This window comes from Candidatus Nanopelagicales bacterium (assembly GCA_018003655.1).
Classification (GTDB): domain Bacteria; phylum Actinomycetota; class Actinomycetes; order S36-B12; family UBA10799; genus JAGNDY01.
Map to the genome: position 1 here is coordinate 20,061 of JAGNDY010000014.1, position 13,155 is coordinate 33,215.

Here is a 13,155-nt window from a genome sequence, read left to right on the forward strand (position 1 = left end):
GCGAGACGGGCATGATTGATGTTCGAGTACCCTTCCAGATTCCGAATGTGGAGGACACCATGACTGATACCCACTCGGCTCGGTTTGCGGGCACACCTTCTGTTTGGAACCCGGCCCATCCGGTTCCAACCGAAGCAGCTTTGCCGCCGCGGGCTGACGTAGTGATCGCGGGCGCTGGTATCGCTGGCATGTGCGCCGCGGTGCAACTGTCCGCAGCCGGACTAGCTGTCGTTGTAGTAGACGCGATCGGTCCAGCAGCGGGAACCACCGGTCACAGTTCGGCGAAAGTCACGCTCTTGCACGAACTCCACGCTCACCGGATCGCCCGACTCGACGGCGAAGTCACTGCACGGAACTACCTGGACGCGAATCAATACGGTCTCGATTGGATCGCCGATCAGATCAAGACCAGTGGAATCGACTGCGGTTGGGAACGCCAACCGGCGATGACCTACGTGACGAGCGCGGAGAACAGTCAGCTGATCGATGAGGAGGTCCGCGCTTTCACTACTGCGGGGATCGCCGCTAGTCGGATAGCACTTGACCTGCCCTACTCCACCCAGGCAGCAATCAGGGTGGCCGATCAGGGGCAATTCGATCCGGTTCGATTCGTCGACGGACTGGTCGCACAATTCAAGGCCAGTGGCGGCACATTAATCAGCGGACCACGTGCCACTGGCGTCAAGGATGGTGGCCACGGAGCAACCGTGCACACCAGTTGGGGCGACATTGCGTGCCGATGGTTCATCGTTGCAACGGGCCTACCGTTCTTGGACCGAGGGCTCTTCTTCGCTCGCACTGAACCGATGTCGTCCTACGTGATCGCCTGTGAGGTCGAACAGCTGCCACCCGATGGCATGTATCTCTCCGCCGATGGGCCGACTCGGTCGTTGCGCACCGCGCTCATCGGCGACCGGCGACTGCTGCTCGTGGGCGGAGAAGGGCACAAGACCGGCCAAGGCGGTGACACACGAACCCGCTACGAAGATCTAGCCACGTGGACCGACCGGCATTTCGGCCTAGTCGAGGAGGTGAATCGATTCAGCGCCAACGACTTCACCACGGGCGACCTGCGCCCGTTCGTCGGACCGATTCACCCAGGTCCCAGCAGCACCTTGGTGGCGACCGGTTTCAACAAGTGGGGCTTCACCAACGCCGCGGCTGGCGGTGAACTACTCCGGTCGCACATTCTGGACTCGACGACGCCACGGTGGGCTAGTGCGTACTCGCCCACCCGGCTACCCATTTCCGGCGCTACTAATCTCATCGGCGCCAACGCCAACGTCGGCATGCACATGCTCGGAGGTTGGGCTGACGCGATGCGCGGCCACGACTCTCCCGAAGCTGGCGAGGGACGCGTCACACGTCGACGTGGTCGTCCGGTGGCGGTCTCGCGCGACGAAGATGGCCGCGAATGTGCCGTCTCCGGGGTATGCAGCCACTTAGGCGGAATTCTCAACTGGAATCCCGCCGAACGCACGTGGGACTGCCCACTGCACGGATCACGGTTCGCATCCAGCGGCCAGGTATTGCAAGGACCGGCAACTACCGACCTCGAACGCAACGAGCCCTAGACCTGAAACATGCGGCAGCGCTCGACGGTTGGTCGGGCCTGCCCGCAGCGGACTCAGGCGGTCATCGAATGACTAGTGCTCCTAGCGATCTGTGCTGTATTCGGGCTGGATCGGCTTGGAGCTCTTGTTGGGATCAGCGGTGTACGTGGGCTCATCGGTTGAGTACGGCGTCTTGGTGTTCGTCGATGGGCCCTTGGAACTACTACCACCGCCCGAGTTCGAGTTGCTCCCGCTGTTGGAGTTACCTCTTTTCGTGGAGTTGCCCCCGGGATTCGAGTTTGAGTCCCCAATTCCGTTCTCTTCGAAGTTTGTGGTGCTCGCGGAATCCGTCGGCAATGGGGGACTCGGTTCGGCGGGACACAAGGCCAAGGTGCGCCGAGCCGAGATGAGATCCGTGCAGCGTCATACCCGCAGGACTTTGTCCATTGGCCGTCCCTTGGCGAGTTCATCTACCAGCTTGTCCAGGTAGCGGATCTTCTGCATCAGGGGATCGTCGACTTCTTCGACGCGCACTCCACACACCACGCCAGTGATCAGGAAGGAGTTTGGGTTCAACCGTGCATCGGCGAAGAAGTCTTCGAACGTTGTGCCCGCGGCAAGGTGCGCACTCAATTCTGATTGGTTGAATCCGGTAAGCCACTCGATCACCAGATCCAACTCGGCCTGCGTGCGCCCCTTCTTCTCCACTTTCGACACATAGAGGGGATACACGGAAGCGAAGCTTGCGTTGAAGATCCTGCTCATAGCTAGCGGAAGCGCAGGGTCGGGGCGTAGGCGGCGGGGATGCCGACCAGCCCGGTGTATAGCAGCGTCGATCTGATGTCGTACGGGACGCGCCAATAGCCGCCGTGGATCCCGTCCCGGGTCAGACCGAGTTCAGGGTGTTCAGTCGGCGTATCGACGTTCAGGTCGTGGACCAGCAGCGCCGTCATCAAGACACTCATCGTGTCTGGCTCGAACACCTCAAGACCCGCAGCGCGGGCACCGTAGTAGCCGGCCGCGAGGATGCGGTTCTTGGTGACCGAAACGGTCCAGGTTGGCGGCGCCACATTGAACGAAGCTGACTTGCCCTGGCGCCACGAGTCAATCGTCCGCCACCGCTGCAACCGCTTGGCCAGCGAGTAGTTCGGGCCCTGCTGGGTGACGATCGCGTCCACGATTCCCACGTCGTCGCCCTCGGCGCTATGCAGTAGCTCCTCATAGGCCGGCGCGTACAGCTTGCCAAGTGTCAGTGCCCGAACCGGCAACTCGACAAGACGTGAGCGCCGCGAACGACGGCGGTCGTTGCTGTCATTCACCGCGTCGGTTGATACCAGGAAGCAGTCACTGGGCGTCCCGGCGTAGGCCATGCTGACTTGCTGACCTTGCTCGGTGAGCGTCGTGCCAAGCACGTCGGCTGCCAACGTCGCTTGCACGTGAAGCGCACCATCGGCATAGATGTAAACGCCCAGCACAAGCGGCTGATCGGCGAAGCCCGACAACCAGCTGGTCAACTCCGGTAGTTCTTCGATGACATTTGCTCCGGCTCGCTGCGGAAGTGTCCCTTCCGCGTCCACCTGGACCGGCAAGTGCACCGTCCCTGCACCTTTGGCGGCCGTTGCCATGATCCGTTCCCACACCTCCGTGCGCGGAAGGTCGACGGCGATCGTCTCAACACCCCAGGACAACAGAGTGGACAGCGGGCTCGTCTGGGCACCCGCGCCCAGGACGGCGACCCGTTGGCCGGCCAACCGGAGCCACGCCGGGTTTTCCATGACGAGATTGATTGCTGAGGATGCGGACGGTTCGATGATTCCCCGGGCGACCCAGTCGGCCAGCTGGCGTCGGAGAGCATCCGAGCGCAAGTTGGTCCCCCGGTACGGAAGCACGATCTCTTCCAACGGCAGTGCGGACCCTCGAATCGTTTCAGTCTGGAACTCGAAGGTCGGCTCCGCGTCAGCGAAGTCATCCAGGCTCGTCACATCACTGTCGCGCTCGAAAACCAGATGATCGCGCGCCGACGCCAACCCCGCCGCTGCCACCGTTTGGGCAACCTCCGCCGAGCTGGCGCACAGCGCGGTGATCTCGTGCGCGAAGCCCGCGTAGTCACTACGCCATGCTTCGCTCAGTTCAATCCGGTGGGACAACTCGGGGTCAATCTCGCGAACCGCGTCAGCCCAGATCGCTTGATTCACCGCCAACGAACTGCGTCGCCCTGATTCATCGACTGGGAATACAACACCAACGTTGGACAACCTGGCCACCTTCGCGTGGATATGTCACGATCGCGCACCTGCGTATCGATCAGACCCTATTCCCGTTGGATCGCGAGCGGGCGGTCATGACCCATAAGGACCAACCGTCACTGCGAACTGGTCGGGTGGCGGGCCGCCTGTCGGAAACTGCGGACGTCAGTGAACCTGACGACTAGAAGATCACGCCATTCGCAATCAGCAGGATGATCAGCGACGCGGGAAGGCCAATGTCGTAAATCAGAATCACCGAATTGCCGGGCTTGAAGTTCTTGTCGCGAAACATCTCCACAATGTGGTTGGCCGCTGCACCGAGCAGAAACACTGACACGATGATCGAAACCACGAGCCACGCCATCGTCTCGGAGGTGGCCGATGCGACGATTCCGGCGATACCGATCCCATAGCTCACAAAGCCGATTTCGTACTGAAAGCCGTTGGTCTGCCAACCGATCATCGCGGCGGTCTTCTTCGCCAAAAACGTGTGCATGAATCCGTTGACGATGAACGTCCCGCCGACCGGTAGAGCGAGCATCCAATGCATCGCATTCAATGCGTAGCCCGCATCCGCAGGAGCGCCCATTCCTCCCACGCCGAAGAGGGGCAATAACCACGCGAGCGCCACGAACAGTGACATGAAAAGAACTCCCATGGCGGGCAGGTTAGCGAACCGCCGCGGCGGTTTGCAGCACGTCGGCACCCCAAAGCGACACGAATTTTTCGGTACCCAGAAGAGGTTCTTTCATGTCCCACCAGCGTGGGCTACTTCGCCCCGGTTCCCGGCGCCGTAGCGGGCATGAGGCGGCCGATCGCGAAGAACGACACCGCGACCGCGTTGCCGCCGTACTCCCCGAGCAGTCCAGCGGGAAATGGCAAGAAAGCGACAAAGCCCAGGTAGACCAACACCGCGATGACGTGGCGGCCGTTCATCCCCCGCAATGTGCCAGTGAAACCGTGATTCGCGCGCCAGTAGATCGCGACCCAAACGAAGCCGACCACGAACGCAGCCAACTGGGGTGACTTGTGCAGGATGGCGTCGAAAAGTTGCGAGGTGGAGCTGCCGTCCTCGATCTCCGGGATGCCGATTTCGACGGCCATGAGGGTCAACGCAATTGCGAAGACCGCATCGTAGAAAAAGATGACCCGGTCGAAACCGGTGGCGTCGCCTTCGCGCGGGTGAAACCTCCGCGTCCAAGAACTCGTGGTCATTCCGGCGTCTCCCACGGCGGTTACTTACCGCGGTCCAACGGTCGGGCGCACCTTTCGCTTTGTCCCAGCGCCGAGGCGCCCTCGACTACCAACAGCACCCCAATAGCGGCAGTGACTACCGCCATCACCGCCGCGATTCGTCCCGAGGGAGGACTTCGGACCCAAATTCGGGGCAATTCAGCACTTTAGCCGCACCAGCGGCCTGCGGCACAGTGTGATCAGGAACAGGCGTGACTAGGAGGGAGATCTCATGTCAACACTTCTGTGGATACTGGCAGCAATTCTGTTGGTGGTCGGCGTCGTCGTGCTGATCCAGGGGCAGATCATATTCGGCATCGTGCTGATCGTGGTGGGCTTGGTCATCGGTCCAAGTGGACGATTCATCGGCAATAAATCGTAGGCGGGCTGAGGTCACGAGTCAGCGCCGCCGCTGGGGGGTAGGACCCCAGCGGCGGCGCCGTGGCGCCTCCATCGTTATCCCAGCGCAGATGCACCCTTGACTACCAAAAGCACACCAATGGCGGCAATGACTACCGCCATCACCACAGCGCTGTTCGGCTCCAACCAGTTCTTTGCCGAACGCAGAGGGCCCAGCGCCCTTTCACCCACGACGAGGTACCCAACAACAGGTGTGGCAACCGTGCTCACGGCCACGGCGGTGAACAGGAACACGACCAGGGTGATAGTCGCGAACTCGGCGTAGTCGTTGCCGATCGCGAGCCCGCCCACTGCCGCGAGCAAGAGGACCTTCGGGTTGGCGGCCGACAGCACCAGCCCCAGTCGTGCCGCACCGCCCGGTCCCATCGAATCAATCGATTGCATCCAGGCAGGGGACTCCTTCTGGTTACCGCGTCGCACCCATTGCCAACCGCCGAAACCAACCAGGAGCAACCCAAGCACGATTCTGGTCCACGAGGCCCAGACTGGTGGGTACTCAAAGCCCTCGATCACCGAGGCAAGCACCACGAATACCCACGTCGCAACGAAAATGCCTGCGGCCCAGCCAGCCAAGAAGCTCAGTGAGTTCGCGCGGGCACTCGGCGTCAGCAGGAGCAGCACCGTGGGAATGATCGGGAATGGCGACAGGGCGATCGCAATGGCGATCGGAAGCACCTCGGTGAACAGGTCGAACACGATTGCCAGGGTACGGCGTCACCCTGCCTACGCGCCTCAATCAGCGCTGGCGAAGGTCACGCCTGCGTCAGCCATAGCGGCTACGAGGCGCTTCAGAGTGGACTTACCCATTCCGTGCAGACCCACAACGTGTTTCTCGGTGACGCGGCTCAGGTCTTCCATCGACATCAGGTCGGCGTTGACCAAGGCACGTCGAGCTGGCGCCCCCAGGCCAATCGCGTGCCAGGCGCGGTCTAGCTCGTCATAGGACCGCGGGTCGACTCGCCCACTGGTGATGTCGCAGGCTGCAAGGTCGTTGTACTTGGCCACGACAGGATTCTGCTATTCCTCCGACGATGCCGCAACTGACCCAGTTGGAGCGCGGAGTGAGTGAGTGACCCCTCGGACGGCCCCAGCCGAACTACTCCGGACTGTTGAACATCCACTTCACGCCGAACCTGTCGGTACAGGACGCGAAGTACCCGCCCCAAAACATCTCCGACGGTGGTACCTCCACCGAGCCGCCAGCCGACAGCTTCGCGAACAGGTCATCGACCTCCGCACGGGTATCCGGTTCGAGGTTGATATTCACGTTATTACCGAATGTGAGGCTCATGCCCATCGACTCCGGGGCATCGGTTCCCATCAAAACGTGGCCGCCAAGGATCGGGAGTTCAACGTGCATGACCAAGTTCTTGTCTCCGTCTGCCAGCGGAGGTTGGCCTTCGGGCATTGGCACATCGCCCATCCTGTTGATCTCGCCGACAAATCCAGTACCGAAGACTTCGCGGTAGAACACAAAGGCCTCTTCGGTGTTTCGCGGGAAGTTCAAGTACGTGCTCACTCGTGCCATAGCTCGCTCCTTGCCGGTGCCAGACCTGGTATCCGTCAGACCCTACTCAGAGAGCTCGACGCAACGCGATACAAGCCTGCGATGCATCCGTCAACGCTGCCTGAATGCGTTCCTGACGGTCACCGTCGGCGGTGATCAGTTGAGCCTTCGCCGCCAACAGGAGTTCGCGGCCGACGACGGCAAGTTGAGCGCCCGCCCCGTGGGAACGGACCTCGGGGGCGGGCGGCGGTTCGGCGAGACTGCCCCCTGCCCCGTTTGCAGGGAAGGAATCCGGGCTCAACCCCCACGCCAGATCGACTAGGTACTGGCTGAGCGCGTGCGCCCTCGACGTTGGCGTCAGTCCCTCGTCGTCGGCCAGCGAAAGGCGAGCCAAAGCCGTGGTCCGAAGTAGCTCAACGGTCCGACTCAGTTGGCCGGAGAAGTCTGTCAACAATCCATCCGGGTCGCCGTCCGTTGCTCTGATGCCAGCCGCGTGGCTGTTCATTTGGGACCGGCGGCGATGGCCGCAACCCCGTTGACGGGCAGGGCGGCCTGCTCGCTGCGGGCACCTTCGGTGGTGTCGGCAGCCGGTTCCTCCGACAGTGGCGCTGGCTTCTCCGGGCGAGGTATGGGGTGGCGAATCCGGTGACGCATCTGCGCCCAGCGGCCCCGCTGACGCACAGCCTCGCCGGGCACCCGAGTCGCGGCAACCTCCGTGCCGACAGTGTCCGCAGCCTCAACTGCCGCAGTCGCGACAGGCAGAACCGTGTCGCCGAGCCGCGCGTCGGGCACCTGCTCGGCACGTGTCGCCAGTCCCAGTGAGTCCAGCACCGACGGGAGTAGCACCTGGGCGGCCATGGCATACCCGTGGTCGGACGGGTGGAAGCGGTCGTACGCGAACATCCGTTCGGGATAGGCGTCGAAGTCCGGACCGAGCAAGTTGCCCAGCGACACTGAACGTCCGCCAGCCTCGACCACCCCGATGGTTTGAGCTGCCGCCAACTGCCGCGACAACCTCCGTGCCACCCACCGCAGCGGCTGTCGGATGGGCTTTATTGTGCCGATGTCTGGGCAGGTGCCGACCACAACCTCGGCACCGGAATCGGTCAGGCGCCCAACAGCATCCTCAAGTTGACTCACGGCGGTCTGCGGTTTGGTCAGGTGAGTGACGTCATTGCCGCCAACCAGGATCACCACAATATGCGGCCGGATGATCAAAGCACGCGTGACTTGAGCATCGAGGTCCGCACTGCGCGCACCGACGCTGGACATGTTGACGTAGCGAACGGGACGATCGGCGGCCTCAACCAGACCCTGCGCGATGAGGGCACCCAGCGTCGCCAGCGGAGAGGATGCCCCGAAGCCGGCTGCGCTGGAGTCGCCGAGCACTGCGAATCGCAGTGAGGTTCCCGTGCGCTTTGGGCCGTAGTAGCCGTCGGCATACGGGGCGGATTGGGTCCGCAAGCCGATCGTTCGACGAGCCAGCATTCCCTCGGCAACGAGGACGCCAGCGGCTGCGGCACCTACCCCAACGAGGCCGCTACCGCCATAGGCGGCAGTAGCGGCAATCCGTCGGGCCGAGTTGATACGGCTCATAGCTGGGAGTCAATCGACAAATGCGCCTAGTTGCGCGTCAGGATTGCCAGGAAGCGCAGGATCTCCAGGTAGAGCCAGACGAGTGTGACCATCAGGCCGAAGGCCATCCGCCACGATTCGCGCTCTGGCACGCCGTACTGGATGCCTTGTTCGATGGCATCGAAATCGAGGGTGAGCACGAACGCCGCGAGGACGACCACGATGCCCGAGAAGACCAGCCCAAGTGGTCCAACCCCGAAGAAGCCCCACCCGTCACCGACGCCGAACAGGCCAGCGATCAGGCTGATAACGGCAAACCCGAGATAGGAAATCATCGAGATGAAAAGGACCTTCTTGAACTTGTTGGTGACCCGGATGATCCGCTTGGTGTAGAGCGTGAGCATCGTCGCGAACACCACGAAGGTCGCGATGACAGCCGTCAGGACGAGGTTTCCGTAGCCGTTCTGTTCGCCGATCTGCTGGTACCAGTAGCTGATACCGCCGAGGAAAACACCTTCGAAGATCGCGTAAGCCAGGACCAACGCGGGGCTGATCTGCTTCTTGAAGATGTTGACCATTGCGATAGCGAATGCCACCAGCGCGGCACCGATCCATACGAACGGCAGCGAGGTGGCGGTGAACCAGCCGAAGACAGCGCCGACGAGGATCACGCCGAAGGTCATCGCCGACTTCATGACCACGTCTGTCAGTGTCATCGCGGTGCCGGTCGCACCAGCAACAGCCGGAGCCGCGTACATCTGCTGCAACTGTTCCGCCGTCGCCGGGGTTCCCGGTGGCGGGGTGCCTGGTGGCGGGGTGCCCGGGCCACCTGTTGCATGGGGAGTGGCCGCTTGGTTCGCAGCTCCGGCGGGCGTCACTGCCGCAAAGCCCGGTCCACCTTCTTGGTAATCCTTCTCCGCCCTGCGGATGATCGGATTGCGCGATTCCATCGAGGCCTCCCAGCCAACAGTGTTGCTTTCCAAACGTGGAATTACGATACCTCACGTGTCGTAATACCCGTCACGTCGCTACGAGCAGATATGGGCTATGCCACAGGCAGTTTCCCGGTAGCGCGCGTCCGTAAACACAGCAATGACCAGTGCCGGTTCGCCGAACCGTTGGCGTAGCTGAGTGCCCAGGACGGGACTTGAACCCGTACGACCGAAGTCACTCGGGTTTAAGCCGAGCGTGTCTGCCTGTTCCACCACCTGGGCGCGGGCCCATCGTGCCACGAAGCCGAGACCAGCCGCCCCGTTCACCGCAGGCGCTGGACTCAGAGGTAGGTCGTACGGGCGTGGATGGCGTGGGCTCCCGCGACACGGTCGAGGAAGAGCAGGCCATCAGTGTGGTCGATCTCGTGTTGCAAGGCGCGAGCTTCGAAGCCGTCCGTCATGATGACAACCTCGTCACCTGTCACTGGAAACACCCCGCGCACAGTCAGTCGCGTCGCACGCTTCACATCACCGGTGAAGTCGGGGACGGACAAGCAGCCCTCGCGGGACTTCTCGTTGCGCGAAGCCTCCTCGATCACCGCGTTGAGCAGCACGAACCGGCCGTGGCAGAGCTTGGTCTTGGGGTGATCGCTGACATCGAGGCAAAACGCCTTGACCCCGACTCCGACCTGGTTGGCCGCGAGCCCAACACAGCCGGGCGAAACGGCCATGGTTGCCAGCAAATCTGCTGCCAGCTGGATGACCTGCGGATCTCGCGGATCCACCTCGGCGCACGGCGTGCTTAGGACGCCATGGGGAGCCAGCACAGCGGGCAGTACCCGGCCGACTGGCAGGTCGGGGACAACTAACGAGGCAGCATGGGTCATCGGTGGGCAGATCTACAGAAGGTCGCTGTCAGCGGCACGCAGGCTAGCCGTGACCCCGAGTGCATCAGCGACAGTAGTCAGCTTGGCCTGCAACGCTGCGGCATCGACGTCCTGCGGCAGATCCACGTCAGCTCCAACAACGTAGAGATCCCCGGCCAAGCGGGTGGAGAGGTTGGTCAGGTTTCCGCCGACGGCCGCGATCTCCCCAGTGATAGCCGAGACGATGCCCGGCCGATCCGCGCCGTGGACGGTCAACCAGTAGGGCACCGAATCGTTGACCTGATCACCGGACTCGACGGGTAGTTCCAACACCGAGATCGCAAGGTCCGGCCGCCGTAGGGGCGAAACCGTGGCATCGAGTTCCTCAGCGCTTTTGTCGACTTTGACGATCAGCATCCACGCAAAGTGGCCGCGTAGGAGCGTCATTGATGAGTCCTCGATATTGCCGCCGGGTTCGGCCAATGCACCGGTGACGCCGGCGATGATGCCCGGCCGATCGTGGCCTACGACGGAGATCGCAAAGCTGCCCATGGCCGCCAGCGTACTTGCGGGTTGGGAGTCCGGCCAGCGCTAGTCCTCGACCAGACTCCACGCGATGCCGTCGAGGATGTCGTGCTCACTGACCAGTACCGCTGGTAGTCCAGTTGCCGCCAGGATTCGATCGAGGACCAGCGCACCGCCACCGATGACATCTACCCGCCCAGGGTGCATCACCGGGATCGCGGCCCGTTGCTCATGTGTCTGCCTCAGCAGTTGCCCTGTCAGGGTCTCAACATCGGCTCGTGAGAGCCACGATCCGTGGGTGGCGTCGGCGTCGTATCGGTCAAGATCCATGGCGATGGCCGACAGGGTGGTCACCGAGCCTGCGAGGCCCACCAGGGTCTGAGCGGCTGCCAGCTCAACTTCCTCACCCGCTCGCGCAATGGCCGCATCGATGTCGGCAGTGGCGGCATCAATCTCGTCACTGGTCGGCGGATCGGAACGCAAGCGTCGTTCGGTCATCCGCACACAGCCGACATCGACACTGTGGGCAGCCAGCACCTCGCCGGACACTCGGCCGAGCACGAACTCCGTCGACCCACCGCCGATGTCAACGACGAGCACGGGCTCGGCGGTGATCCTGTCGCCGAGTGCCCGGGTAGATCCGATGAACGACAGCCGCGCCTCGGTGTCACCGGAGATGACTTGGGGTTCGACTCCGAGTCGTTGCCGAACCCCATCGAAGAACACCTGCCGATTGGCGGCGTCGCGGGTTGCCGAGGTCGCCACAAACCGGGTCCGTTGCACCCCCGCCTCCGCTATAGCACGCGCGTACTGGTCGCAGGCTGCAAACGTCCGCTCCAGCGCCCCCTCGGACAAGACCCCGGTCCTATCCACGCCCTCACCGAGGCGAACGATTTGCATGGTCCGCACCACATCGGTCAAGGTCGTGCCAGTCACGTCGATATCGGCGACCAGCAACCGGATGGAATTGGTTCCGCAATCGATCGCCGCGACTCTGGTCACGCTGGGTCCTCCGTCACGCCGAGTCCTCCATCACGCCGGGTCCTCCGTCACGCACGGTCCCTCATGTGGCCACGCGCCCCGCTGCCCGACTACTGCGAGCGCTTCATCACCAAACGGGTTGATCCCTGGCCCTGCTGCGAGCGAGTGTGCCACCAATGCGTGCAGGCATTTGACGCGATCGGGCATCCCGCCGGCGGAGTAGTCGGCGATCTCCTCGACCCGCGCCACTGAGTCGCGAGCCGCCAGGTAGTGCTGGTGAGCGGCGCGGTACCGATCCCGCAGGGCGGCATCGTCGACCAATCGGTCCTGCATGCGACGCATCAAACCCTCCGACTCCAACGTCGACAGGACGGCGTTGAGTCGCCGACAGGTCAGGTACCAGAACGTGGGGAAGGGTGTGCCGTCGGGCAGGCGCGGTTCGGTCTCGACCAACGCGGGCCAACCACAGGGACAGCGAGCCGGAATCGCTCGAACACCTCGCGGGGCTCTGCCCAGTTGGCGTTCCAGGTGAAGCAGGTCGTCGGCGGTGACGTCGCGCGGGTCACTCATTCCGATCCGCGGCTCGGACGCTGTTCCACAGCTTGCCGTACCAAGGACCCTTGGGTTCTTCCGCCTTTGGCGCCTGCTCGGACAACTCGTCAGTGCCGCCATTTGGACCGATCACAACGTAGCCGACCTCGCCTGGAAGCAAGAAGTGCAGCCGTTCGCGGGCTTGTCCGCGGACGTAGTCATCGTTGCTCCACTGATCAACCCGCCGTTGCAGATCATCCACCCGCTGCTGTTGCTCGGAGAGTTGGGCCTCCGCTGCACTGATCTCCGAATGCTGGCGCAGGTACTCGCGCATTGGGAGGGCTAGCAGGATCACGGCGGTGACCCCAATGGCGATCATGATGGCCGTTCTCGCCGAGACGAATGCGCGCCTTGTTCCGGCGGATCTGCTGCCGTCGAGTCGGCGACGGGTTGTGCCAGCCGATTGGCCTGAATCAACCCCCGCAGCCGGTGAACCTGCCGACTCCGCTGGCTGCGGCTCCGGCGGCCGGGGCTCCGCTGGCGGTGACCCCGCGCGCTGAGACTTGCGCGACCGGTTGATTCCGAGCATAGGAACTAGGGTCGCTCACAGACGCAGTCGAGGGAATGCCGACGCGCCGGAGTAGCGCGCCGCATCGTCCAGTTCCTCCTCGATACGCAGCAACTGGTTGTACTTGGCAACCCGCTCGGATCGTGCCGGTGCGCCCGACTTGATCTGGCCGCAATCCGTGGCGACGGCCAGGTCGGCGATGGTCGTGTCTTCGGTCT

18 protein-coding genes and 1 tRNA gene are annotated in these 13,155 nt (G+C 63.0%); 2 read left to right on the plus strand and 17 right to left on the minus strand.

Features of this window, described 5'->3' with window-relative positions; translation table 11 throughout:
* Positions 1–59 precede the first annotated feature (59 nt).
* A complete protein-coding gene (locus KAZ48_03950) occupies positions 60–1,574 on the plus strand; it encodes an FAD-dependent oxidoreductase (protein MBP7971931.1) in 1,515 nt (504 codons plus the stop codon).
* A 402-nt stretch (positions 1,575–1,976) separates the two neighbouring features.
* Here KAZ48_03950 and KAZ48_03955 read toward each other — a convergent pair whose 3' ends face one another.
* The 4 genes from KAZ48_03955 to KAZ48_03970 all read right to left on the minus strand — a co-directional run bounded on the left by KAZ48_03955 (position 1,977) and on the right by KAZ48_03970 (position 5,014).
* Positions 1,977–2,285 carry a DUF2200 domain-containing protein gene (locus KAZ48_03955; GenBank protein MBP7971932.1) on the minus strand — a complete coding sequence of 103 codons (309 nt, stop codon included), beginning with the start codon at positions 2,283–2,285 and terminating at the stop codon, positions 1,977–1,979.
* 35 nt (positions 2,286–2,320) lie between these two features.
* A complete protein-coding gene (locus KAZ48_03960; GenBank protein ID MBP7971933.1) occupies positions 2,321–3,808 on the minus strand; it encodes a hypothetical protein in 1,488 nt (495 codons plus the stop codon).
* Positions 3,809–3,980: 172 nt separating this feature from the next.
* Positions 3,981–4,457 (minus strand): hypothetical protein, encoded by a 477-nt coding sequence (locus KAZ48_03965; GenBank protein ID MBP7971934.1) that lies wholly within the window; start codon positions 4,455–4,457, stop codon positions 3,981–3,983.
* 110 nt (positions 4,458–4,567) lie between these two features.
* Entirely contained in the window at positions 4,568–5,014 is a 447-nt protein-coding gene (locus KAZ48_03970; GenBank protein ID MBP7971935.1) for a DUF1211 domain-containing protein, read from the minus strand.
* Positions 5,015–5,264: 250 nt separating this feature from the next.
* On the opposite strand from KAZ48_03970, the gene KAZ48_03975 reads away from it, so the two are divergent.
* Positions 5,265–5,414 carry a hypothetical protein gene (locus tag KAZ48_03975; protein ID MBP7971936.1) on the plus strand — a complete coding sequence of 50 codons (150 nt, stop codon included), beginning with the start codon at positions 5,265–5,267 and terminating at the stop codon, positions 5,412–5,414.
* Positions 5,415–5,488: 74 nt separating this feature from the next.
* Here the strand turns inward: KAZ48_03975 and KAZ48_03980 are convergent, their stop codons facing one another.
* The 13 genes from KAZ48_03980 to eno all read right to left on the minus strand — a co-directional run.
* Positions 5,489–6,148 carry a GAP family protein gene (locus tag KAZ48_03980; GenBank protein ID MBP7971937.1) on the minus strand — a complete coding sequence of 220 codons (660 nt, stop codon included), beginning with the start codon at positions 6,146–6,148 and terminating at the stop codon, positions 5,489–5,491.
* 36 nt (positions 6,149–6,184) lie between these two features.
* A complete protein-coding gene (locus KAZ48_03985; GenBank protein ID MBP7971938.1) occupies positions 6,185–6,457 on the minus strand; it encodes a hypothetical protein in 273 nt (90 codons plus the stop codon).
* Positions 6,458–6,548: 91 nt separating this feature from the next.
* On the minus strand, positions 6,549–6,980 hold the full coding sequence (locus tag KAZ48_03990; protein ID MBP7971939.1) for a VOC family protein: 432 nt from the start codon (positions 6,978–6,980) through the stop codon (positions 6,549–6,551).
* Between the two features lie 46 nt (positions 6,981–7,026).
* Positions 7,027–7,410: a hypothetical protein gene (locus tag KAZ48_03995; GenBank protein ID MBP7971940.1), complete on the minus strand. Its 384-nt coding sequence runs from the start codon at positions 7,408–7,410 to the stop codon at positions 7,027–7,029.
* A gap of 50 nt (positions 7,411–7,460) precedes the next feature.
* The gene (locus KAZ48_04000) at positions 7,461–8,555 is read right to left on the minus strand and encodes an SGNH/GDSL hydrolase family protein (GenBank protein MBP7971941.1); all 1,095 of its coding nucleotides are present in this window, start codon (positions 8,553–8,555) and stop codon (positions 7,461–7,463) included.
* Between the two features lie 26 nt (positions 8,556–8,581).
* Positions 8,582–9,484, minus strand: coding sequence for a Bax inhibitor-1/YccA family protein (locus tag KAZ48_04005; GenBank protein ID MBP7971942.1), 903 nt, complete (start codon positions 9,482–9,484; stop codon positions 8,582–8,584).
* Between the two features lie 182 nt (positions 9,485–9,666).
* Positions 9,667–9,748 (minus strand) — tRNA-Leu (locus KAZ48_04010).
* Between the two features lie 59 nt (positions 9,749–9,807).
* A complete protein-coding gene (locus KAZ48_04015) occupies positions 9,808–10,353 on the minus strand; it encodes a peptide deformylase (GenBank protein ID MBP7971943.1) in 546 nt (181 codons plus the stop codon).
* A 12-nt stretch (positions 10,354–10,365) separates the two neighbouring features.
* Positions 10,366–10,884, minus strand: coding sequence for a hypothetical protein (locus tag KAZ48_04020; GenBank protein ID MBP7971944.1), 519 nt, complete (start codon positions 10,882–10,884; stop codon positions 10,366–10,368).
* A 39-nt stretch (positions 10,885–10,923) separates the two neighbouring features.
* Positions 10,924–11,859 (minus strand): Ppx/GppA family phosphatase, encoded by a 936-nt coding sequence (locus KAZ48_04025; protein ID MBP7971945.1) that lies wholly within the window; start codon positions 11,857–11,859, stop codon positions 10,924–10,926.
* Between the two features lie 30 nt (positions 11,860–11,889).
* A complete protein-coding gene (locus KAZ48_04030; GenBank protein MBP7971946.1) occupies positions 11,890–12,408 on the minus strand; it encodes a DUF501 domain-containing protein in 519 nt (172 codons plus the stop codon).
* On the minus strand, positions 12,401–12,958 hold the full coding sequence (locus KAZ48_04035; GenBank protein ID MBP7971947.1) for a septum formation initiator family protein: 558 nt from the start codon (positions 12,956–12,958) through the stop codon (positions 12,401–12,403). The genes KAZ48_04030 and KAZ48_04035 overlap by 8 nt, the downstream gene beginning before the upstream one ends.
* Before the next feature lie 15 nt (positions 12,959–12,973).
* Positions 12,974–13,155: phosphopyruvate hydratase (gene eno / locus KAZ48_04040; protein MBP7971948.1), on the minus strand; the 182-nt coding region annotated here is incomplete at its 5' end.